A 22999-nucleotide genomic window follows, 5' to 3' on the forward strand; every position below is an offset into this window, starting at 1 on the left:
GCGGCTTAAGCCCTAGGGTGCGCGCTGCGGTAGACATCGAGCAGCGTTGCTGCATCGACTTTGGTATAGATCTGGGTTGAGGATAGGCTGGCGTGGCCGAGCAGTTCCTGCAAGCTGCGCAAGTCCGCCCCCGCGCCCAGAAGATGCGTGGCAAAGCTGTGGCGCAACGCATGCGGGGTGGCAGTTGTCGGCAGGCCGAGCGCGCTGCGCGCCTGCGCTACTGCGCGCTGGATCATCCCTTGTGACAGTGGCCCGCCTTTCGCGCCGCGAAACAGCGGCTCGTTCTTGGCCAGCGGGAAGGGCACGCGCGCGGCATAATCGGCAACAGCGCTCTGCACCACCGGCAGTAACGGCACGACACGTTGGCGGCCGCCCTTGCCAGTGATCACCGCGCTTTCGCCCAGCGGCAGCACCGATGCCGGCAGCGCGAGCGCCTCAGCAATGCGCAAGCCCGCGCCATAGAGCAGCAGCAAGACCGCGCGGTCGCGCGCCGCGATCCAGTCCGCCGAGGCGTCCTGCGTCACGCTTTCGGCGAGATTGACGGCTTCATCCGGGGTGATCGGGCGGGGCAGGCCTTTCTTGATCCGGGGTCCGCGCAGCTTGGGGGGCTGGACATGCGGCGTCCCGGCCTGCGCCGCAGCAAAGGCGAGAAAGGCCTTGATCGCCGATATCTCGCGCGCGGCGGAGACATTGCCGATGCCCTCGGCCCGGCGACTGGCCAATTGCGTGCGCAAGGCACCCGCGTCCAGCCGCGTCAGCGTGGTCCAGTCCTGCTCCCCGTCCAGCGCTTCGAGCAGCCGCCGCGCCGCTGTGCTATAGGCGCGGACGGTATGCGGTGAGCGGCGGCGGGCGAGCGCGAGGTGATCGTGCCACGCAATCAGCATGTCCTGACGGTTCATGCGCTGACCAGCGCCGCCGGGACCAGTTCGCCCAGCAGCCCATCGAGCAGCGGCATGCCGCGCCCTGTCACAATCAAACGACTGCCGGTTTCGCGCAGCAAGCCAAGATCGCTGTAAAACGCCCGCTTTGCGGGGATTATGAGGTCGGTCTCGTCAAGACCGAACCGTGCGGCTAGCGCAGCAGGATCGACCCCCTCGGCGAGGCGCAGACCCATTAGCATGGCTTCGGTGGCCTGCTCACGCTGCCCCAGTGCCCGCTGCTCGGCGATACCGTGGCCATGGGCGGCTACCGCCTGGAGGTAATTTTCAGGCTTGCGGTGGCGCATCGTGGCCATCTGCCCGCGCCGCCCATGCGCGCCGGGGCCGATGCCGACATAATCGAGGTAGCGCCAATAGGTCAGATTGTGGCGGCTCTCTTCGCCGGGGCGGGCGTGGTTGCTGATCTCATAAGCGGGCACCCCGGCGGCAGCAGTGTGCTCGCGCGTTTGCTGGAACAGGTCGCCGGCCGCGTCGTTGTCGAGCGGCACAATCTTGCCCTCGCGCACCAGCGTGGCAAAGCGCGTGCCGGACTCGATCGTCAGCTGGTAAAGCGAAAGGTGGCTGGTGCCGAGCGCCAGCGCCTGCGCAAGTTCGCTGTGCCATTGCTCCGCAGTTTGCTCCGGGCGAGCATAGATCAGATCGAAACTGACCCGGGCGAAGTGCCGCTGCGCCACATCGAGCGCAGCCAGACCTTCCGCCGCATCATGAAGCCTGCCCAAAAAGTGCAAGGTCTGGTCATCGAGCGCTTGCAGCCCGAGCGAGGCGCGGTTGATCCCGGCAAGCTTCAGGGCGGCAAAATTGGCGGCCTCGACCGACGAAGGATTGGCCTCAAGCGTGATCTCGATATCCGGGGCGAACCGCCAGTGCCGCGCCGCCGCCGCGATCAGGGCTTCGACCAGCGCGGGCGGCATCAGCGAAGGGGTGCCGCCGCCGAAGAAGATCGAGGTGAGCGTTGCCCCCGGTGTCAATGCGGCTTCGTGCGCCATATCGGCCAGCAGCGCGCTTTGCCACTGTGCGGCATCGGTGGCGGCGCGGACATGGCTGTTGAAATCGCAATAGGGACATTTGGCGAGGCAAAACGGCCAGTGGATATAGAGCGCAAGGGTCATGCGGTGCCCATGGTCAGGAGCCTGACTGCTCGTTTACATGGCTGTTGTCGGTCAATGCGCCTGCGACCAGTTTGGCAAAAGCATCGGCGCGGTGGCTGATTCGATGCTTTTCTGCCGGATCTAGCTCTGCGAAAGTACGGGTGTCTCCAGTGGGTACAAACACCGGATCGTAGCCGAACCCCAGCGTCCCGCGCGGCGGCCAGATCAGGCTACCCATGGCGCGGCCTTCATAGACCGCGCTGGTGCCATCGGGCCAAGCGAGCGCGAGTACGCAAGTGAACCAGCAATCGCGCGGCGTATCCGGGCCAAGCTGCGTCAATTTGCCCTCGACTTTGCCCATCGCCATGTACCAATCGCGCCCGGGGCCGCCTTCGAACGAAGCGGCTTCGGCCCAATCGGCGGTATAGATGCCGGGTGCTCCGCCAAGGGCGCTGACGCATAAGCCCGAATCATCGGCGATCGCCGGAATGCCTGAAGCGGCCGCAGCAGCGTGCGCCTTGATCAAGGCGTTCTCGGCAAAGGTAGTGCCTGTCTCGGCAGGTTCGGGCAGCCCCAGATCCCCGGCCGAGACGCATTCCATCCCGTAAGGCTCGAGCAGCGGGCGGATCTCGCGCAGTTTGCCCGCGTTGTGCGAGGCAATCACCAGTTTGGCGGGCGCGAGCAGGCGTGTCACCGCGTCACGGCCTTTTCCTGCGCCGCGAAGATTTCAGCGCAGCCGATGCGGGCGAGGCGCAGCAGGCGGAGCAAGCCTTCCTCGTCATAAGTCGCGCCTTCGGCGGTGGCCTGCACTTCCGCGATATGGCCGCCTTCGAGCAGCACGAAGTTGGCATCGGCATCGGCCGAGCTGTCCTCGATATAGTCGAGATCGAGCACCGGAGTGCCTTGATGAATACCGCACGAAATCGCCGCGACCTTGCGGGTCAGCGGGTCCTCGGTGATCGCGCCGTTCGCCATGAGGCCCTGCACCGCAAGACGCAGCGCGACCCACGCGCCGGAGATCGAAGCGGTGCGTGTGCCGCCATCGGCCTGAATTACATCGCAATCGATCGTGATCTGCCGCTCGCCCAGCTTCTTCATGTCGGTGACGGCGCGCAAGGATCGCCCGATCAGGCGCTGGATTTCTTGCGTTCGGCCCGATTGCTTGCCTTTGGCCGCCTCGCGCGCGCTGCGGGTGTGGGTGGCGCGTGGCAGCATCGAGTACTCCGCCGTTACCCAGCCTTCGCCCTTGCCGCGCATGAACGGCGGCACGCGCTCTTCAACCGAGGCAGTGACAAGTACCTTGGTATCGCCAAAGCCGATCAGCACCGAACCTTCGGCGTGTTTGGTGAAATGGGTTTCGATCGAGATGCTCCGCATTTGATCTGCGGCGCGGCCGGAAGGGCGCATGGGGTAAGCTCCAGATTGGGGGTGTGCCGGGGGCACTGCGCCCCGAGCAGGATCTTGGCCCTGCTCTTAGCCCGCGCGGCGCGGATTGAAAGAGGCCGGAGCAAAAGGGCGGGTTTTTAATCGCCGCCATCGCGCCTAGATGGCGGGTATGACCGGCGTGACCCTCACTGAACTCTCCAGCCGCGCGCGAGAAATCTTCCGGCTGGTGGTCGAAGGCTATATCGCCAGCGGCCAGCCGGTGGGCTCCAAAACATTGGCCGGCAGCACCGGGATCAATCTGTCCCCGGCCTCGATCCGCTCGGTGCTTCAGGAATTGCAGGACGCGGGCTTGCTCGCCGCCCCGCACACCAGCGCGGGACGGATGCCCACCGATGTCGGTTTGCGGCTGTTTGTCGATGGGATCATGCAAGTCGCCGAGCCTTCGGCCAGCGACCGAGCGCAGATCGAACGCGGGCTTGCGGGCGGCGGCACCATTGAAGCCGCCATTGCAGCGGCAAGCCTTGCGCTGTCCGAGCTTTCGGCAGGGGCAGGCGTGGTCATGGTGCCACGGCGCGAGCCTCGGCTGCGCGAGGTTTCGTTCGTGCCGCTGGGGGTTGAGCGTGCGCTGGTGGTGTTGGTGGACGAAGACGGCGGGATCGATAACCGGGTGATCCAGATGCCCGGGCTTTCCGGCCCGGCCGCGCTGGAGGATGCGGGCAATTACCTGACCGCACGGATGATGGGGCGCACGCTGGCCGAAGCGGCGGCGCTTACCCTGAGCGAGATCGCCGGCGGACGCTCGGCGCTCGATGCGGCCAGTGCCGCGCTGGTTGAGCGCGGACTGGCGGTGTGGAGCCGCGATGCCGCCCAGCGCCCGGTTCTGGTAGTGCGCGGCCAAGCCAATCTGCTCGACGAGGCGGCGCTCTCAGACATCGAGCGGGTCCGGCAGTTGCTCGATCAACTGGAAAACACCGAAGCGATTGCCAACGTGCTCGATGCAGCGCGCGAGGCGCAATCCGCAAGGATTTTCATCGGCAGCGAGAACCGGCTGTTCGCGCTGTCGGGCTCGGCGGTGATCGCCTCGCCGTGGCGCGATGATGGCGGCAAGGTGGTCGGCGTGGTGGGCGTGATCGGGCCGACGCGGTTGAATTATGCGCGCGTTGTCCCCATGGTTGATCTGACGGCTCAAACCTTGAGCAAGATTATCGGACAAGACGGATTTTCAAGAAAATGAGCGACAACGATACCCGCCCGCACGACGCGGCAACGGCAGCCGAAATTGAAATCGAACTGAAAGGTGTGCCGCAGGACATGATTGATCAGCCATCCGCTGATGAGCAAATTGCGCTTCTGCAAGAGCAGCTTGAGGCCGCAAAACAGGACATCCTCTATGCCAAGGCGGAGACGCAGAACGTGCGCCGCCGCATGGAAAAAGACATAGCTGACGCGCGTGCTTATGCTTCCACCGCCTTCGCGCGCGATATACTCTCGGTTGCGGACAATCTGGCGCGCGCGCTTGAGGTTATCCCGGCGGATTTGCGCGACGATGAGAAATGGAAGAATCTGGTGAACGGGCTTGATGCGACCGGGCGCGAAATCGACAAGGTTTTTGGCACCCACGGCATCAACCGGATCGCCGCGCGCGGCCTGCCACTCGATCCGCATCAGCATCAGGCCATGCTCGAAATTCCCTCCGATGATGCCGAGCCGGGGACCGTGCTTCAGGAATTGCAGGCGGGATATACTATCAAGGACCGCCTCCTGCGGCCCGCGATGGTCGCTGTGGCGAAGAAGCCGGATTGATTTTTGCTGGGCCTCCCTGTTGGCGTGTTCAGCGCAAGCGGGGAGGTTTCAGAACGGCAGGAGAGCGCTCAAGGTTTCGAGGGGCGGTGCTGCTGCCGCCGGGCATTGGCGCATCGCCAGAAAGGCGTGGCGCACGAGTTCGGCTTGTTGCTCGATGCCGTAAGCCTCGAACGGTTTGCCGGGCACGAAGCGGTAATCATAGCGGCAGAATGGGTGGCGCATCAGCGGCAACCAAAAGCGCCCTTTTTGCTGCGATTGCCAGACATGAACCATCTCGTGGATGAACAGCCCTTGCAGCGCCACAGTGGCCTCGGCAAAATCGTCGCGGTAGTGCGGGCCTTTAGGGTGGAAATGGATATGACCCATCGGCGCCATGACGGTGGCGGTGGGCTGGAACGGAAAGAAGCGCGCGAGCCGGATTCGCACGGGCGCAAGGTCGATCGCATTCCTGAAAACCTCGCGCACCAGCGCCCCTTCGCCCGGGGTCAGCGGGCGTCCGGCGTCGCTCACCTATGGCCCATATGGCCTGCATCACTGCCGACCGCTTTAATCTTCGCCGGCGCGCTGACCTTGTCGCCATTATCGAGCGTGATCGTGATCTCCGCACTTTCGCCCGCTCTCAGCGATGGAACGACCTCGAACAGCATCGCGTGATAGCCGCCCGGCTTGAAGATCACGGTTTTGCCGTCGCCCAGCGCGACTTCTTTCACTTCAGCCATGGTCATCATCCCGTCCTTCATGCCGCTTTCGTGCATTTCGCTGCGCTTGGCACCGTCGACATAAACCGCAACCAGCTTGCGCGCAGCGCCGCCGCTTTGCGACACGGTGAAGTAGGCGGCACCGGGACGCCCGGCCACGGCGGGAAGCTGGATCACCGCGTCTTTGAGCGCAATCCCGGGGGCGGCATCGGGCGCCGCGGTGCTGCTCGCAGGCTCGGGTGCCGATGGCTGGCAGGCGGCCAGCGCGAGCGGGAGAACAGCAAGAGCAGCGGCAAGCAACAAACGCATGGCAGGACCTTCCAACGGGAACAAAGCAGCGCTGAACTAGGACTTGCGAGGCCTTGTGCCAAGCTAAACCGCACCTATATCGCCCCTGTAGAGCCGTAATCGCAGTGCTCGCCCGCTCGGGGAGCGCTGCATCGGCGGTGTCTCATGCGATAAGGAATTGGGGAAAAATGGCTAAAGTTATCGGTATCGATCTCGGCACGACCAACAGCTGCGTGGCAGTGATGGATGGGGGCACGCCCCGGGTTATCGAAAATTCGGAAGGTGCGCGCACCACGCCCTCGATCGTTGCATTCAGCAAGGATGGCGAGCGTCTGATCGGTCAGCCGGCCAAGCGCCAGGCTGTGACCAATTCGGACAATACGATTTTCGCGGTGAAGCGCCTGATCGGCCGCCGCTTTGACGATCCGATGACGCAGAAGGATATGAGCCTCGTTCCTTATGCCATCACGAAGGGCAAGAACGGCGACGCGTGGGTCAAGGCCGGCTCTGAAGATTACAGCCCCTCGCAGATCAGCGCCTTCATTCTTCAGAAGATGAAGGAAACCGCCGAGAGCTATCTGGGCGAAACCTTGACGCAGGCGGTGATCACTGTGCCGGCTTATTTCAACGATGCGCAGCGCCAGGCAACCAAGGATGCCGGGCTGATCGCGGGCCTTGAAGTGCTGCGCATCATCAACGAGCCGACCGCAGCGGCGCTGGCCTACGGCCTCGACAAGCAGGACGGCAAGACCATTGCGGTTTACGACCTTGGCGGCGGCACTTTCGATATCTCCGTGCTCGAAATCGGCGACGGCGTGTTCGAAGTGAAATCCACCAACGGCGACACCTTTCTGGGCGGCGAAGATTTCGACAATGTCATGGTCGAATTTCTGGCGAGCAAGTTCAAAGCCAAGGAAAACATGGACCTGCGCACCGACAAGCTGGCGCTGCAGCGTTTGAAGGAAGCCGCTGAAAAGGCCAAGATCGAGCTTTCGAGCGCGCAGACCACAGAGATCAACCTGCCGTTCATCACTGCGCGGATGGAAGGCGGCGCTACCACCCCGCTCCATCTGGTGGAGACCGTTACCCGCTCCGATCTTGAGAAGCTGGTCGCGGACCTGATCCAGCGCACGCTCGATCCGTGCAAGAAAGCGCTGGCCGATGCCGGGCTGACCGCCAAGGACATCGACGAGGTTGTGCTGGTCGGCGGCATGACGCGCATGCCGCGCGTGCGCGAAGTGGTGAAGGATTTCTTTGGCAAAGACCCGCACACCGGCGTCAACCCGGACGAAGTCGTCGCCATGGGCGCGGCCATTCAGGCGGGCGTGCTGCAGGGAGATGTCAAGGATGTTCTGCTGCTCGACGTTACCCCGCTTTCGCTGGGCATCGAGACATTGGGTGGGATCATGACCAAGATGATCGACCGCAACACCACCATCCCGACCAAGAAGAGCCAAGTCTACTCCACCGCCGAGGACAATCAGCAGGCGGTGACGATCCGCGTGTTCCAGGGCGAGCGCGAAATGGCGCAGGACAACAAGATGCTCGGCCAGTTCGACCTTGTTGGCATTCCGCCAGCGCGGCGCGGCGTGCCGCAAGTCGAGGTCACGTTTGACATCGACGCAAACGGCATTGTGAACGTCTCGGCCAAAGACAAGGGCACCGGCAAGGAGCAGCAGATCCGCATTCAGGCCTCGGGCGGGCTTTCGGATTCGGACATCGATCAGATGGTCCGCGATGCCGAACAGTTTGCCGAAGAGGACAAGAAGCGCCGCGAGGCCGCCGAGGCCAAGAACAACGCTGACAGCCTCGTTCATGCAACCGAGCGCCAGATCGAGGAAAACGGCGACAAGATCGATGCCTCGCTGAAGAGCGAGATCGAAGCTGCTATCGCCGAGGCCAAGCAGGCAATCGAGGGCGGCGATGTGGCCGACATGAATGCCAAGACGCAGGCCCTGACGGAAAAGGCGATGAAGATGGGTCAGGCCATCTACGAGAAGGAGCAGGCTGCTTCGGCTTCGCCGGGCGCGGCTGATGCGCCCGCCGCCGATGAGGACGTGGTTGACGCGGAATTTTCCGAAGTCGACGACAAGAAAGCCTGATCTTCGAAACAGAGTAGGGATAGCGTTCGCCCACACCTGGCGCTTGTGTGCAAGGTGTGGGCGGCGCTTGGGGTGGAACAATGGCAGCGGAAGCTGATTTTTACGAACTGCTCGAGGTTGACCGGGGGGCCGACGACAAGACCATTAAGTCGTCGTACCGGCGATTGGCGATGAAATTCCATCCCGACAAAAATCCCGGCTGCGCCGATAGCGAGGCCACGTTCAAGTCGATCAGCGCGGCCTATGCCTGCCTGTCCGATCCGCAAAAGCGCGCGGCCTATGACCAATACGGGCATGCCGCGTTCCAGCAAGGCGGCGGCGGTGCGGGCGGTTTTGGTGGCGGCGGCGCGGAGTTTGGCGATCTCGGCGATATCTTCGAGACTTTCTTTGGCGGTGCCTTTGGTGGCGGCGGGCGCGGACAGGCGCGGCGCGGCGCCGATTTGCGCTATGACATGGAAATCACTCTCGAAGATGCGTTTCATGGCAAGCAGGCCGAGATCACGGTCGAGGTGGCGCAAACTTGCGCGCCCTGCGGCGGATCGGGTGCAACGCCTGGCACATCTGCCCGGCGCTGCAACTTGTGCGGCGGACAGGGCAAAGTGCGCGCGCAGCAAGGCTTCTTCATGGTCGAGCGCAGCTGCCCGACCTGCCATGGCCGCGGCGAAGTGATCGCGAGTCCCTGCTGCTCCTGTCGGGGCGAGGGCCGCGTCGATGCCGCACAGAAGCTGGAAGTCGCGATCCCGCCCGGGGTCGACAACGGCACCCGCATCCGCTTGGTAGGGAAGGGCGAGGCCGGGCCGCAAGGCGCGCCGGCAGGCGATCTGTATATATTCCTGCACGTCGCGCGGCACCGCGTGTTCGAACGCGAGGGCACGACGCTGCTCACCCGCTGCCCGATCAGCTTTACGGTGGCATCGCTCGGCGGCGAGATCGATATCCCCGGGCTCGATGGGGCGCGGCACACGATCGAAATTCCCGCGGGAATTCAATCGGGAAAACAACTGCGCAAGCGCGGCGCAGGCATGCCGGTGCTGCAGGCGCGCGGCGTGGGTGATCTGGTGATCGAGATCCAGGTGGAGACACCGACGAAATTGAGCGCACGTCAGCGCGAACTGCTCCGCGAATTCCAGGCCACCGAAACCGGGGATGAGTCCCCGCAATCGAAGGGCTTCTTCGACCGGATCAAGGATGCATGGACGGATCTGACGGAGTAGTTGTCGCCTCCGAGAACATCGCATGGACCTCGCCGATCACGCGATCGACCATGCCAGGTTCTGCTTTGAGGCGCCCGCGCTCCTCCTGAAGAATGGCAAGAAACGCGTCGCGCTTGAATATCCGCACGTCGCTCGCGTCGAGCGCGGGTTCTGCAGTGGAGGCGATCAGATCGATCGTCCGCTCAGCGCCGTGAAGCCGGCCCCAGAGATAATCGTTCTCGCGGTAAGCGCGGCTGAAAAACGCCCCGAAGCTGAAAAATTCCGTGCCGCGCAGGCAAGAAGCGGTGCCACCCGGGCGGATCGAGGTGGCATCGTCGGGTGAAATCCGGTCGACCTTGATCGGGTCGAACTCGCCCATCCCTTCGCCTTGCAGCAATGGCAAAGTCGCCACATCGTAAAACGGGAAGCCCAAGTATTCATAGAGGAAATGCCGCCGCAGCGGCTTGGTCATGCCTGCCAGCGCAGTAATGATCATTCCATCCACGGTGACATCGATCCTGGTGAGATCACGCCGCTGTTCAATCGCTGCCAGCACCAGCGCGGGATCTTCGCAGATCAGCGCCGCAATCATCGGGAAATCCTCGCCGAGACCCGATGCAGTCTGTTTTTCCTGATAGAGCGCCTGCGCGCGGTAGACGGTATCGCGCGCCGCTTCACGATCCGCCGCGCTCACTGTTTCTTCGCTTTCGTCCCAATTCTGCCGCAAGCGTCTTGCGAGTAACTTCATCCGGCGAACCCGGAAGGCCAGATCATGCGCCCGGAAAAAATCGATCGCTGCGGCGGTCGCGCCGCCTTTGGCCAGCGAGAGCTGATCAAAGCCCAGCATCGCCAGATGGCTCCACAAGGCGGCTTCAACGCGCTCGCGCGGGGTTGCACCGGGAGCCGCCTCGTAAATCACCTCAGCTAGCGCGGCGACAATTCCCGCCAGCTTGACTTGGGCGTAGCCATGGAAAGCGAAGCCTGCCTGCTGCGCAGCGGCTTGTTGTGCCTTTGCGCGCCACGCAGTGAGCCGCTTGCGGGTGGGCTGATCAAAGAAAAAGGTATAGCCGAACAGCGTTTCCACCGCCGTATCGATTTGCGGGCGCAACGCATCGATGATCATGCGCAGCCTCCCGGTTTCGCGCGATTGCGCCTCGATGACCTCAAGATTATCACGGATCGGTTGTTCGCGCGGGATCGAGGACAGCGAGCCGAAAATGGCTGAGAAAAACCCGACCGTGCGAACTCCGTTCGCGGCCATGCGCATATGATCAGGGCTGGGATCGATGTAAACCAGACGCCGGTCCACCTCGCGCTGCGCCGGCCGATCGCGCAAGACGCTCATCGCTTGCGCAAATGGCCGGTTGACCAGCACTGCGCCATCGACCAGCGCCACATCGCCGGTTTGCCCGCGTTTCCAGCGGCTAGGCATGATTCGCTTCAAGAAATCTTCGCGACCGGGCCAGGCCAGATCGCGCTGCGCCGCCATCGCATCGATCTCGTCGAGCATGAGCGGCGGGAACGCGCCGGGGAAGCTGGCCGTCGCTCGTGCTGCGAGGACCAGCTCGGCCCGCGCCGCAAGGTCGCTGCTGCCCGCCGTATCGGCGGAGCGGCGAAATCCGATCGCGAGCCGGTGCTCGCTCTCTTCGACAACCATCGGGCTGTGAAGCCGTAGTTCCTCAAGATGCCCGTGGAAATCGGTTGCCGTGACCAGCAAGTCCAGCGGATGCCCGGGGGGCATCAGCGGAGCACGATCAGTCGCGGTCTGCGCCATCGCCTCAAGCGCGTCGCACAAGAGCTGCGAAAAGCCGATACCGCTGAACGGCGGAGCGAACCAGCGCGCGCGGATCAGCCGCGAGACCTTGAGCCGGACCTCGGCGCGGGTCTCCTGCGCAACGGTGCTTGAGACGACATTGCCCGGGCGCGACAGCACAAACCACACGATCGGCTGCGCCCAGAATTTGGCAAAGCGGCTCCAAGGCCGGGCGTCGGGATCAAGCAGGATATCGACATCTGCCTTCTCGAGCCACAGCTGGGTTAACGGTTCAAGGCTCTGCCCGCTCGCCATCGCTTGTGCCAGAAATACGCCGTTGATGCCGCCAGCGCTTGCGCCGGAGATGATATCGGGAATGAAGCGCAGCTTGATGCTCCGCAAATCGGCAATTTTGGCAAGCAAGGCATGATAAATTCGCTGCGATCCGCTCTCGGGTGGATCACCTTGGTGAAAGGCGCGGCTGGCGCGGGTGGCGTACCAGATTTCCTTGGTCACGCCGTGCATGTAGACCGCAAGGCTGATTCCGCCATAACAGACCAGTGCGAGGCGCAGTTCTTTTTGCCGCATGACGTGTATCATGACAGGGCTTGACTGCGGCGGCCAGAGTGTAAGTGTGGCACGCGTTCAATCTGCTTGGCCATGTAAATCAATCCGACATCGGGCGTGTGTTTTGCCCGGAGTCGCTTCAGAATTGGGGCGTTCGGGCCCCATGAATCTGATGGCGGAGCTGTCAAGTTTACCGACGCTTTACACCTGAGCGCTTACAGACACGGTTCATGGGGCCCATTCCGGGCCGCCAACCGGGTGAGTGCGGCGCTTTATGATCCGCCTGTTCAAACATTACATCCCGAATGCCGTGCTGCTGCTGGGCCTGCTCGATTTCGTCGGGCTGATCGTGGCGGGTGAGCTGGGCTGGCTGGTTCGTGCGCATCAGATTGGGATCGATGTCGGCGCGGTCAGTGATCGTCAATTGCCCCTGATGATCTTTGCGGTGCTGGTGCAGACCGCGATGATCGCGGTGGGTGTCTATGGCTCGGATGCGCTGCGCTCGGTGCGCTATGCTACTGCGCGGTTGATGGTTGCCGTCAGTCTTGGCATCATTGCTCTATCGGTGGTGTATTTCCTGCTGCCCGGGCGCACTTTGTGGCGCTCCAATCTGTTTTACGCGATGTTCATCGCCATGGCGATCCTGGTGTTCATCCGCATTTTGCTGGGCGGATTGCTGGGAACCGCGGTGTTTCGACGCCGCGTGCTGGTGCTGGGCGCAGGCCAACGCGCCGACCGTTTGCGCAAACTGGGCGAGCGGACCGAAGCAGGCTTCGTCATTGTCGGCTACATCGGCATGAGCGACGGCGCGCATGTTATCGAAGAGGCCATCAACCGCAGTGCGATCCACAACTTCACCCGTTATGTCGAAAATTTGGGGGTGAGCGAGGTGGTTCTGGCGCTCGAGGAACGGCGCAATGCGCTGCCGCTCAAGGACTTGCTGCGGATCAAGACCACCGGGGTTCATGTCAACGATTTCTCGACCTTCATGGAGCGCGAAACCGGCCGTGTCGATCTCGATACGGTCAATCCCAGCTGGCTGATCTTCTCTGACGGGTTCTCGTCCGGGCGGATGATTTCGAGCGCGATGAAGCGTCTGTTCGATATCTTTGCTAGTCTGATCCTGCTTGCGCTGACCGCACCGCTGATCGCGCTCTTTGCGCTTCTGGTGAAGCTCGACAGCAAAGGGCCGGCGCTGTTTCGGCAGACCCGCGTCGGGCTGTATGGGCAGAATTTCAATCTGATCAAGCTGCGCTCGATGCGCACCGACGCCGAAAAAGCAGGCGCGCAGTGGGCTTCGAAGGATGATCCGCGGGTTACGCGGGTGGGCCGTCTGATCCGCAAGCTGCGCATCGACGAGCTGCCGCAGGCTTGGACCGTGCTCAAAGGCGAGATGAGCTTTGTCGGCCCCCGGCCCGAACGCCCGGAATTTGTTGGCGAACTGGAAGAGCAGCTATCGTATTATGCCGAGCGCCACATGGTGAAGCCGGGGATCACCGGCTGGGCACAGATCAATTATCCCTATGGCGCTTCGATCGAGGATTCGCGTCACAAGCTCGAATATGACCTCTATTACGCCAAGAACTACACGCCGTTCCTTGATCTCCTGATCCTCATTCAGACGCTGCGCGTGGTGCTCTGGAATGAGGGCGCGCGGTAATCCTGGTCATGATCGGCGCTTTCAACTGGGTTAGCCTCGGCTATTGGAGCAACCTTTTGGCGGTCTTTGCCGCGCTGGTGCTGGCGGTTTGGCTGGGCGACCGGCTGCGGCGCCGAAAATCTGCCAGCCGCGCCCAGATCGCGGCGCTGGTGATCGGTGCGGTCTGGTCGTTGCTCGAGGCCGCACTTGGGCCCGATGCGATCACGACCGAGCTGGGCGAAGTGATGCGCAATCTGGGCTGGCTGGTGGTGCTCTTCGGGCTCTTCGCCCGCGACAACCGGCATGCCACCGTAGGGCCGGTGCGCCCGGTGCTGCTGGTGCTGGGAATGGTCGAGCTGCTTCAGTTGCTGCTGCTGGCGCTGCAATGGCGCTTTATTGCGATTGCGCCCGCTGCGGCCATGATCTTTCAGATATCGGTGATGTTTCGCTTGCTGTTGGCGACCGGAGCGCTGGTTCTGGTGCACAATCTTTATGCAGGCGCGTTGCTTGCGCAGCGCGGCAGCGTCCGCTGGACTTCGCTCGCTTTGGCGCTGATGTGGGGTTACGACCTCAATTTCTACACTATCGCTTATCTTGGTCACTCCATCCCGGTGGAACTGGCTGCGCTGCGCGGACTGGTTCAGGTGGCCGCGATTCTGCTGCTGGCGACCGGTGTGCTGCGCGGGGTTTCGGCCATGCGCTTTTCCCCTTCACGCGCGCTCGCCTTTCAATCGCTCTCTTTGCTGGTGATCGGCGGTTATCTCATCCTGATGGTCGCGGCGGCGCAATCCATGGCGTGGCTGGGCGGGGATGTTAGCCAGCTGACGCAGCTCGGTTTTGCCTTTGTGACGACGGTGATGGTGATCGCGCTGGTGCCATCAGGGCGCGTGCGCGGCTGGATCAATGTGATGCTCGCCAAGCATTTCTTTCAGCACCGCTATGACTACCGCGCCGAATGGCAGCGCTTTACGCGCACGATCGGGCGCGCCGGAGCCAATGCCGCCCCGCTGCATGCCCGTGTGGTACAGGCTGTCGCTGACATCACCGATAGCGCGCGTGGCATACTGCTGGTGCCGGGAGAGACCGGAGAACTGGTGTTGGCGGCGCAGTGGCAGTGGCCCACACTGGCAGTTCCGGCCCAGGCGATGGCGCCCGCTGGTGCGGCCTTTTTCGAGCGTAGCGGATTTATTGCCGATCTCGATGAGGTGCGCGCCGGGATCGACCATGAGGGCGAGGCTGCCGCTGTGCCGAAATGGATGAACGGCGAGGATGCCGTGTGGGCGCTGGTTCCGCTGATCCACTTTGATCGCATGATCGGACTGGTCGTGCTTGGCCGTCCCCCTTTGGCGCGCAAACTCGATTGGGAAGATTTCGATCTGCTTCGCGTCGTTGGCCAGCAGTTGGCGAGCTATCTGGCCGAAAACAACGGACAGACCGCGCTGCTGGAGGCAAGCCGCTTTGATGAATTCAACCGCCGCATCGCCTTTGTGATGCACGACATCAAAAACCTCACCAGCCAGCTCGCGCTGCTTTCGCGCAATGCCGAGCGCCATGCGGAGAATCCTGAATTTCGCAAGGACATGCTGGTGACTTTGCGCAATGCAGCGGAGAAGCTGAACACGCTGCTGGCGCGCCTGTCGCGCTATGGTTCGGGCAATGTCGATCAGATCGAACAGGTGGACGCGGCCGAAGTGCTCGAGAGGATTGCGTTGCGTTACCGGGCTGCTGGGGCTGCTACTCACGACGGTCCGCAGGTTCATGTGGTGCAGCCAGCGGCTTGCCCGGTCATGGCCAATCGCGAAACGCTGGAACAAATTCTGACCCATCTGGTCCAGAATGCGATCGATGCCAGTCCGCCCGGCATGCCGGTGCTTCTGCAAACCCGCATCGATGGCGGCCAAGGCTTGATCGAGGTGATCGATACCGGCTGCGGCATGAGCGCAGACTTTGTCCGCAACCGCCTGTTCAAGCCGTTTGTCTCGACCAAAGCAGGCGGCTTCGGGATTGGCGCGATGGAAGCGCGAGAACTGGTAAGCGCGATGCACGGACGGCTTGAAGTGGAAAGCCGCGAGGGGCTGGGCAGCCGCTTCACGGTGCGCCTGCCGCTGCCGGCGCCGGCGACGCCCGCAGCGGCGGATGGAATTGACACAATGTCGGGCGCGGCGGCCTTGCCCGAGATGAAGGTAGCGTAATGTCTGAAACCCGTCCCAAGTTGCTCATCGTGGAAGATGATCCCGGCCTGCAGGCGCAGTTCAAATGGGCCTATGAGGATTTCGAGGTGTTCATTGCCGGTGACCGCGCGAGCGCGCTGGCCTTCCTGCGCGCTGAAGAGCCGCCGGTGGTGACGCTTGATCTTGGCCTGCCGCCTGATCCGGACGGCACCAGCGAAGGCTTTGCGGTGCTGGAAGAGATCATGGCGCTCAAGCCCGACACCAAGGTGATCGTCGCCAGCGGCCACGGCGCGCGCGAAAGCGCGCAGCGTGCAATCAGCCAGGGCGCATATAATTTCTATCAGAAGCCGGTCGACATCGACGCGCTGGGCCTCATTGTGCGCCGCGCTTTGCACCTGCACCGGATCGAGGCCGAGAACCGCGCTTTGGCCAGCCGGGCCCCGCAGGACAACCGCGTGCTGGGCCGATTGATTACTGCCGCTCCTGAAATGGTCAAAGTTGCGCGCACAATCGAGCGCGTTGCCAATACCAACGTCTCGGTCATGCTGCTGGGTGCCAGCGGCACCGGCAAGGAATTGCTGGCGCGCGGGCTGCACGATGCTTCGGCGCGCGCGCGCGGCGCGTTCGTGGCCATCAATTGCGCCGCGATCCCGGAAAACCTGCTCGAAAGTGAACTGTTCGGCCATGAGAAGGGCGCGTTTACTGACGCGGTCAAGACCACCGAGGGCAAGATCGAATTGGCCAGCGGCGGCACATTGTTTCTTGACGAGGTCGGCGACATTCCGCTGCAGCTACAGGTCAAGCTGCTCAGGTTTCTTCAGGAACGCACGATTGAACGGATCGGCGGGCGGCGCTCGATCGCGGTCGACACGCGGATCGTTTGCGCCACGCATCAGAACCTTGAGGCGATGATTGCCGACGGCCGGTTTCGCGAGGATCTGTTCTATCGTCTGGCCGAGATCGTGGTGCGCATTCCGGGGCTGGCCGAGCGGCCCGGTGACGCGACATTGCTGGCCAAAGTGTTTCTCAGCCGGTTCGCCGCCGAGATGAATCCGTCGGTCAAAGGCTTCGCTCCGGCGGCGCTGGCCGCGATCGATGGCTGGAGCTGGCCAGGCAACGTTCGCGAACTCGAAAACCGGATCAAGCGCGCGGTGATCATGGCGGATGGCAAGCTGGTCAGCGCGGCAGACCTCGATCTGGCCGCGCCGGTTGACGATTGCGAGCGCCCGCTCAACCTCAAAACCGCCCGCGAAGTGACCGACCGCAAGGTGATCCGCCACGCGCTGGCGCGTAGCGAAGGCAATATCTCGAGCACCGCGCGCTTGCTCGGGGTCAGCCGGCCGACGCTGTATGATTTGCTCAAGCAATATGATCTTCAGCATTAGCGCATGGCGCGTCTTGCTGCCATGCGCGCTGGTGCTCATGTTGGCAGGATTGAGCGCGACGCGGGCAAGCAGCCCGCTGGCGCAGGCGAGCGAACTGGACGCGGTGCGCACCAAAGTGCGTGCGGCGCTCCAGCGGCGCGATCCGATTGCTGCCGAAGTGCCCCTTCGCGAAGCGATCAGCAAAGGCGCGGATGAAGATGCCTTGCGTGCCTTGCTGGGCGAGGCGCTGCTCGCGCGCGGCGAGCGCAGCGAGGCTTTGAAGGTGTTGGAAGCCGGTGATTTTACCCCCGATACAGCGGCGCTCGGCTGGCGCATGCGCGGCCAGGCACGGCTTGGCCGGGGCGACTTGAAAGGGGCGGCGCAAGCCTTCGATCAGGCTTACCGGTTTGCGCCAGACGATGCCGAGTTGTGGGTGGCGATTGCCACCCTGCGGTTTTCGGGCGGCGAACAAGCGCAAGCCTTTGAAGCGGCGGACCGCGCCGTCCGGCTCGATCCGCGTAATCCGCGCGCGCTCAACAAGCGCGGTCTGCTCGTGCGCGATCAGTTTGGCCTCGCTGCGGCGTTGCCCTGGTTCGAGGCCGGATTGAAGGTCGCGCCCGAGGACCCGACATTGCTGGGCGAATATGCCGCCACGCTGGGCGAGATGGGCGCTTACCGCGCCATGTTGGTGGTGTGCCGCAAGCTCGTGACCATCGATCCCAAGAATGCCCGCGCGGCATCCCTGCAAGCCATTCTGGCCGCGCGTGCGGGCAAGAGCGAGCTAGCCCGCGCGATCCTTGGGCGCACCGGCACCGCGCTGCGTGATGTTCCGGCGATGATCCTATTGAGCGGCGTGCTGGAATACCGCGCGGGGAACACCAATCTGGCCGGCGATCAGTTCGAGCGATTGGTACGGCTTCAGCCTGATAATCTCCAAGCCCGCCAACTGCTGGCACGCGTGCTGCTGCGGCAAGGCCAGGCCCAGCAAGTGGTGGAGCGCTTCGATGTCGCGGCGCGGGCACCGGGCGCATCCCCATATCTTATGCAAGTGGTCGGTCAGGCCTGGCGTATGTTGGGCGACGAGGCGCAGGCGGATGCATTGTTCGCTTTGGTCCGCTCTCCCGAAAGCCGCGCCGCTTCGCCCTTAACCTCCGATGTCCCGCTTGGCGTTGCGGCACTGCGTTATGCTGAAGCGCCAAACGCTGCGGCGGCCGCAGTGCCTTATATCCGCGCACTGATCGGGGCGGGGCGAGGCGATGAGGCGCAGGCGGCGGCAGACCGTTTGAAGGCGGCCAATCCCGGCTTCGCCGATGCGCATTTGCTGGCAGGCGATCTGCGTATCTTGCGCGCAGATCCCGCAGGCGCGCTGAGAGACTACGAAAAGGCATCGACGATTCACTTGAGCGAACCAGTCTTCACCCGGATGGATGCAGCTTTGCGGGCACTTGGCAAACCGCTTGAAGCCGATGCCATGACCGGGCGCTATCTGAAGCAAAATCCGCAGAGCTTGGCGGCGATGAAGCGGCTGGATGCTTCGTGGCGCAAAGCCGGTCGGGTCGACGCGGCGGCGTCCATGGCCCTCGCCCTTGCGGCGCGCGGACAGCCAGCATCGTTGCGTTAAGGCTCGACAACGCCATTCCGGCCCGGCAACAGATGATCTCAACCGATCAATTAAGGGGCTGGGACATGGCAGGCGCGCTGGAAGGACTGACGGTACTCGAATTTGCAGGCATCGGGCCGGGTCCATTTGCGTGCATGATGCTGGCCGATCACGGCGCGCGCGTGATTCGCATCGACCGGCCCGGCAACGCGGAGCGGGCAGGCGATGCGGACGACAACCGGGACATTCTGAACCGCAACCGCGAGCGGATCGCGCTCGACTTAAAGGACCCCGCTGCGATTGCGCAAATCCGCGCGCTGGTGCGCGAGGCCGATGCGGTCATCGAGGGCTATCGGCCCGGGGTAATGGAGCGGCTTGGGCTAGGCCCGGATGTGCTGCTCGCCGACAATCCGCGCCTGGTTTACGGACGCATGACAGGGTGGGGGCAGGAAGGCCCGATGGCGCCGCTGGCCGGGCATGACATCAACTACATCGCGCTCTCGGGCGCGCTGCATACTTATGGCGCGGCAGGCGGCAAACCTCAGTTTCCGGCCAACGCGGTCGGCGACTTTGGCGGCGGCGGCATGATGATGGCGTTCGCCGTGATGGCTGCTGTGTTTTCGGTGCAGCGCACCGGCAAGGGGCAGGTCATCGATTGCGCCATGGTCGACGGCGCGGCCATCCTTTCGGCGATGACCTGGACAATGTTCAACAATGGCCAGTGGCAGGACAATCGCGGCATTAATCTGCTCGATGGCGGCGCGCCCTTCTATGACACATATGAAACCGCCGATGGCAAATACATCTCAATCGGTTCGATCGAACCGCAGTTCTATGCATTGCTGCTTGAACGCACCGGGCTCAAGGACGATCCCTTGTTTGCCGCGCAAATGGATGCCAGCCAGTGGCCCTCGCTCAAGGCCAAAGTGGCCGCGCTGATCGCGACGCGCTCGCGCGGTGAATGGTGCGCCATCATGGGTGGTGCCGACCTCTGCTTCGCGCCTGTGCTGAGCCTCAAGGAAGCACCGCGCCATCCGCACATGGCGGCGCGCGGCACGTTTATCGAGGCAGATGGCAAGACCATGCCTGCGCCCGCGCCGCGCTTTATGGGAACGCCTGCGCCCGCGCCGGTGATGGCTTCAAAGCCGCTGAAATAGGCGCGCCTATTTGGGCTGGTAGGTTTGCTCCGGGCCGGGAAACTGGCGCGCGCGCACTTCGGCGGCATAATGCGCCGCCGCGCCGGCGATGGTCTCTGCCAGATTTTCGTAGATCTTCACAAAGCGCGGCACGCGTTCGAACATGCCGAGCATGTCCTCGGTGACCAGCACTTGCCCATCGCACTGCGCCGAAGCGCCGATGCCGATGGTGGGGCAGGGCACTTCGTGGGTAATGGCGATCGCGACAGGTTCGATCACGCCTTCGATCACGATGGCGAAGGCTCCTGCATCTGCCAATGCTTTTGCATCGCCAAGGATCTTGGCCGCCTCCGCCTTGCTGCGCCCGCGCGCGCCATAGCCACCCAGCACGTTGACGGCCTGCGGGGTCAGGCCGACATGCCCCATGACGGGAATGCCGCGCTGCGTGAGAAATGCTACCGTCTCGGCCATGGCCGCGCCGCCTTCAAGTTTGATCGCCGCGCAGCCGGTTTCCTTGAGCACACGCGCCGCACTGGCAAAGGCCTGTTCCGGCGAGGCTTCGTAGCTGCCGAACGGCATGTCGACGATCACCACGGCGTGATAAGATCCGCGCACCACTGCCGCGCCGTGCGCGATCATCATGTCGAGCGTAACAGGCACGCTTGAAGGCAGGCCGTAAATCACCTGTCCCAGAGAATCCCCGACCAGCAGGAGATCACAATGCTCATCGAGCAACTGCGCTTGCCGGGCGGTATAGGCAGTCAGCATGACCAGCGGCTGCGCTGTCACACCTTCTGCCTTGCGTTGGCGGACCAGCGGCACTGTCAGGCGCTTCATTGGGGCCGGCGTCGGGTTGGCGCGGCTGGTGGAGGTATCAAGCTGGAATGTGGTCGACATGGCGCAGGCCCTCGTTGCGGGCTATGGATTCTAAACCTTTGCCCAAAAGCCGCAAGGCTTCCTCGCTGCTTGACGTATGCGAGGGAAAAAGCGCTTTCCCGAACACGATCACCGCGCTAGCCTGATAGGTGACAACCTGGTTACTGGTGCAACCGCAAGGCCGTGCAGGGCGGCGCTGCGGCGGATGCGCACCGATCCAAGGCAGGAGAATTGCATGTTCGGTCGCGTCAAGTCCCTCGACGCCATTCTAGCCACTGCCGAGAAAAAGTCGCTTCAACGCTCGCTTGGTGCTTTTCAGCTGACCATGCTCGGAATTGGCGCAGTCATCGGCACCGGTATCTTCGTGCTCACCGCAGAAGCGGCACAGAAAGCCGGGCCGGGCATGATGATCAGCTTCGTGATCGCCGGTTTTGTCTGCGCGGTAGCGGCGCTGTGTTATGCTGAAATGTCGGCGATGGTTCCGGTTTCGGGCTCGGCTTACACGTATAGCTACGCGGTGATGGGCGAACTCGTGGCGTGGACGGTCGGCTGGGCGCTGATCCTTGAATACGCGATTGCTGCGGGCGCGGTCTCGGTCGGCTGGTCGGGCTACATGATCGGCTTTATCCAGAGCAGCCTGCACATCACCATCCCGCTTGAACTGGTGCGCGGGCCGTTTGACGGCGGCATTATCAACCTGCCTGCTATGGCCATTGCCGGGCTGGTCACGTGGCTGCTGGTGCTCGGCACACGTGAAAGCGCCACGGTCAATGCAGTGCTCGTTTCGGTCAAGATCGGGGCCTTGTCGCTGTTTGTCATCCTCACGTTGCCGTTGATCAAGGGTGAGAATTTCGTGCCGTTCGCCCCGCTTGGTTTCAGCGGGATATCAGGCGCGGCCGCTTCGATCTTCTTTGCTTATGTGGGCTTCGATGCGGTTTCGACAGCGGCGGAGGAGACCAAGAACCCGCAGCGCAATATGCCGATCGGGCTGATCGGCAGTCTCGGCATCTGCACCATCTTTTACATGCTCGTGGCATCGGGCGTGATCGGCACGGTTGGCGCGCAGCCGGTGTTCGGCCCGAACCAGGAGGTGCTCTCGCCCGGCACAACGGCGTTGTCGCAGGCGTGCACCGCGATCAATGAGGCCGCCGTGGTCTGCTCGAAGGAAGCACTGGCTTGGACCTTGCGCCAGGTCGGCTATCCGCTGGTTGGCTATCTGGTCGGCGCGGCGGCAATCATTGCGCTGCCTTCGGTTATTCTGATGATGATGTTCGGCCAGACCCGCATCTTCTTCGTGATGAGCCGCGATGGCTTGCTGCCGGAGTTCTTTTCGCGGGTCCATCCGCGCTATCATACGCCTTATCTGATCACGATTCTCACTGGTGTCGGCGTGGCTCTGTTTGCCGCGTTCTTCCCGGTCGGCTTGCTCGCGGACGTTTCGAATACGGGAACGCTGTTTGCCTTTGCGGCGGTTTCGATTGCGGTGCTGGTGCTGCGGCGGACCGATCCTAATCGTCACCGCCCGTTCCGCACGCCGTTCGTCATGATTACCGCGCCGATCTCGATCGCGGGCTGCGTCTATCTGTTCTTCAGCCTCTCACAGGTCACGCTGCTGCTGTTCGTCGGTTGGGCGCTGATCGGGTTTGTTGTTTATTACACCTACAGCCGCAGCCGTAGCCATGTCGGGCGCGGGTTCATTGAAGTGCACGAGGATGACGCAGGCATCCCGCCGCAGCCGGTGCCGCCGATCGCTTGATCGCGGGCGTTTAGTGAGACCGTAAGGGCCGCTTCCTGTTGGGAGGCGGCCCTTTTCGATGCGTTCAGAGCTGCGTTTCGACGTACGTTCCCTCGGTGTCGCCAGTGATGTCCATGCCCAGCGCCATTTTGGCCGTGCTCAGCAGACCTAGATTGCTATCCCAGATCGCGGCATTGCCCAGATCCATCCGCAGCATCAGCACGTCGGGGTCGTCCTTGCCGCGGGGAAACCATGCGGCGACAGAGTTGTTCCACTGCTTGTCAAACCGCGCCCTGTTATTTTCCATCGCGAGCGTGCCGGTGAACCGCGCGAAAAGGTCGTGGCCCTTGGCTGACAATGTGGCGGTAACCGGACCGAGTTGGGCAAAATTGCCCTGACGGCTGGTGAAAAACCAGATCTTGCCGGTCACTGCCTCGTCCAGCTGTGCGCTCATCGGCGCTGCTGTGCTGGGATCGCTATCGAGCTGGAGCATGACAATAGGCGAATGCGACAGTGCCCTCCAGAATTTGTCCTTGAGGTCAAACGTGTCGTTTGGCTCGGTTGTCATTTCTATAATCCTGCATGGTTGAAGATGCAGGGCAAACCGGCGGTATCGTGGATGGTTCCGTGATCCGGGGGCGTGGTGCCCGCAGGGGATAGAT

The 22999-nt window shown here is 63.0% G+C and carries 19 protein-coding genes; 10 read left to right on the forward strand and 9 right to left on the reverse strand.

What is annotated here, in order from left to right:
* Window positions 1–5 precede the first annotated feature (5 nt).
* Genes Q0O40_RS02065 through rph form a run of 4 tightly spaced genes read right to left on the reverse strand, consistent with a single transcriptional unit; the run spans window position 6 to window position 3433 of the window.
* On the reverse strand, window positions 6–899 hold the full coding sequence (locus tag Q0O40_RS02065) for a tyrosine recombinase XerC (RefSeq protein ID WP_295525551.1): 894 nt from the start codon (window positions 897–899) through the stop codon (window positions 6–8).
* A complete protein-coding gene (hemW, locus tag Q0O40_RS02070; RefSeq protein WP_295525553.1) occupies window positions 896–2047 on the reverse strand; it encodes a radical SAM family heme chaperone HemW in 1152 nt (383 codons plus the stop codon). The genes Q0O40_RS02065 and hemW overlap by 4 nt, the downstream gene beginning before the upstream one ends.
* Before the next feature lie 13 nt (window positions 2048–2060).
* On the reverse strand, window positions 2061–2720 hold the full coding sequence (gene rdgB, locus Q0O40_RS02075; RefSeq protein ID WP_295525556.1) for an RdgB/HAM1 family non-canonical purine NTP pyrophosphatase: 660 nt from the start codon (window positions 2718–2720) through the stop codon (window positions 2061–2063).
* Window positions 2717–3433, reverse strand: coding sequence for a ribonuclease PH (gene rph, locus Q0O40_RS02080; RefSeq protein WP_295525559.1), 717 nt, complete (start codon window positions 3431–3433; stop codon window positions 2717–2719). Before rph ends, rdgB begins: the two co-directional genes overlap by 4 nt.
* A gap of 148 nt (window positions 3434–3581) precedes the next feature.
* Here rph and hrcA point away from each other — a divergent pair, with 148 nt between their 5' ends.
* Together hrcA and grpE are read left to right on the forward strand one after the other, a co-directional pair.
* Window positions 3582–4646, forward strand: coding sequence for a heat-inducible transcriptional repressor HrcA (gene hrcA, locus Q0O40_RS02085; RefSeq protein ID WP_295525658.1), 1065 nt, complete (start codon window positions 3582–3584; stop codon window positions 4644–4646).
* Window positions 4643–5215 carry a nucleotide exchange factor GrpE gene (gene grpE, locus Q0O40_RS02090; protein WP_295525561.1) on the forward strand — a complete coding sequence of 191 codons (573 nt, stop codon included), beginning with the start codon at window positions 4643–4645 and terminating at the stop codon, window positions 5213–5215. The genes hrcA and grpE overlap by 4 nt, the downstream gene beginning before the upstream one ends.
* A gap of 48 nt (window positions 5216–5263) precedes the next feature.
* Here grpE and Q0O40_RS02095 read toward each other — a convergent pair whose 3' ends face one another.
* Both Q0O40_RS02095 and Q0O40_RS02100 read right to left on the reverse strand, forming a co-directional pair.
* A complete protein-coding gene (locus Q0O40_RS02095) occupies window positions 5264–5725 on the reverse strand; it encodes a vgr related protein (protein ID WP_295525564.1) in 462 nt (153 codons plus the stop codon).
* A complete protein-coding gene (locus Q0O40_RS02100; protein ID WP_295525567.1) occupies window positions 5722–6222 on the reverse strand; it encodes a copper chaperone PCu(A)C in 501 nt (166 codons plus the stop codon). The genes Q0O40_RS02095 and Q0O40_RS02100 overlap by 4 nt, the downstream gene beginning before the upstream one ends.
* Before the next feature lie 167 nt (window positions 6223–6389).
* Here Q0O40_RS02100 and dnaK point away from each other — a divergent pair, with 167 nt between their 5' ends.
* Together dnaK and dnaJ are read left to right on the forward strand one after the other, a co-directional pair.
* Window positions 6390–8303 carry a molecular chaperone DnaK gene (gene dnaK, locus Q0O40_RS02105; protein ID WP_295525570.1) on the forward strand — a complete coding sequence of 638 codons (1914 nt, stop codon included), beginning with the start codon at window positions 6390–6392 and terminating at the stop codon, window positions 8301–8303.
* Window positions 8304–8383: 80 nt separating this feature from the next.
* Window positions 8384–9517, forward strand: a complete 1134-nt coding sequence (dnaJ, locus tag Q0O40_RS02110) for a molecular chaperone DnaJ (RefSeq protein ID WP_295525573.1) — start codon at window positions 8384–8386, stop codon at window positions 9515–9517.
* Here the strand turns inward: dnaJ and Q0O40_RS02115 are convergent.
* A complete protein-coding gene (locus Q0O40_RS02115; protein WP_295525577.1) occupies window positions 9486–11837 on the reverse strand; it encodes a patatin-like protein in 2352 nt (783 codons plus the stop codon). The genes dnaJ and Q0O40_RS02115 overlap by 32 nt on opposite strands.
* 253 nt (window positions 11838–12090) lie before the next feature.
* On the opposite strand from Q0O40_RS02115, the gene Q0O40_RS02120 reads away from it, so the two are divergent.
* The 5 genes from Q0O40_RS02120 (at window position 12091) to Q0O40_RS02140 (ending at window position 19747) form a co-directional block, all read left to right on the forward strand.
* Complete coding sequence (locus Q0O40_RS02120; RefSeq protein WP_295525580.1) at window positions 12091–13476, forward strand: TIGR03013 family XrtA/PEP-CTERM system glycosyltransferase; 1386 nt, start codon at window positions 12091–12093, stop codon at window positions 13474–13476.
* 8 nt (window positions 13477–13484) lie between these two features.
* Complete coding sequence (prsK, locus tag Q0O40_RS02125) at window positions 13485–15647, forward strand: XrtA/PEP-CTERM system histidine kinase PrsK (protein WP_295525582.1); 2163 nt, start codon at window positions 13485–13487, stop codon at window positions 15645–15647.
* On the forward strand, window positions 15647–17011 hold the full coding sequence (gene prsR, locus Q0O40_RS02130; RefSeq protein ID WP_295525584.1) for a PEP-CTERM-box response regulator transcription factor: 1365 nt from the start codon (window positions 15647–15649) through the stop codon (window positions 17009–17011). Before prsK ends, prsR begins: the two co-directional genes overlap by 1 nt.
* Window positions 16995–18611 carry a tetratricopeptide repeat protein gene (locus Q0O40_RS02135; protein ID WP_295525586.1) on the forward strand — a complete coding sequence of 539 codons (1617 nt, stop codon included), beginning with the start codon at window positions 16995–16997 and terminating at the stop codon, window positions 18609–18611. Before prsR ends, Q0O40_RS02135 begins: the two co-directional genes overlap by 17 nt.
* A 65-nt stretch (window positions 18612–18676) precedes the next feature.
* Window positions 18677–19747 carry a CaiB/BaiF CoA-transferase family protein gene (locus Q0O40_RS02140; protein ID WP_295525589.1) on the forward strand — a complete coding sequence of 357 codons (1071 nt, stop codon included), beginning with the start codon at window positions 18677–18679 and terminating at the stop codon, window positions 19745–19747.
* A gap of 6 nt (window positions 19748–19753) precedes the next feature.
* Here the strand turns inward: Q0O40_RS02140 and panB are convergent, their stop codons facing one another.
* On the reverse strand, window positions 19754–20623 hold the full coding sequence (panB, locus tag Q0O40_RS02145) for a 3-methyl-2-oxobutanoate hydroxymethyltransferase (RefSeq protein ID WP_295525591.1): 870 nt from the start codon (window positions 20621–20623) through the stop codon (window positions 19754–19756).
* A 214-nt stretch (window positions 20624–20837) separates the two neighbouring features.
* Between panB and Q0O40_RS02150 the strand changes: the two genes are divergently transcribed.
* Window positions 20838–22358: an amino acid permease gene (locus Q0O40_RS02150; protein WP_295525594.1), complete on the forward strand. Its 1521-nt coding sequence runs from the start codon at window positions 20838–20840 to the stop codon at window positions 22356–22358.
* A gap of 64 nt (window positions 22359–22422) precedes the next feature.
* Here the strand turns inward: Q0O40_RS02150 and Q0O40_RS02155 are convergent, their stop codons facing one another.
* Window positions 22423–22905: a pyridoxamine 5'-phosphate oxidase family protein gene (locus tag Q0O40_RS02155; protein ID WP_295525596.1), complete on the reverse strand. Its 483-nt coding sequence runs from the start codon at window positions 22903–22905 to the stop codon at window positions 22423–22425.
* Window positions 22906–22999: the final 94 nt, after the last annotated feature.

The sequence above is a fragment of the Novosphingobium sp. Chol11 genome, assembly GCF_945870625.1.
GTDB lineage: Bacteria > Pseudomonadota > Alphaproteobacteria > Sphingomonadales > Sphingomonadaceae > Novosphingobium.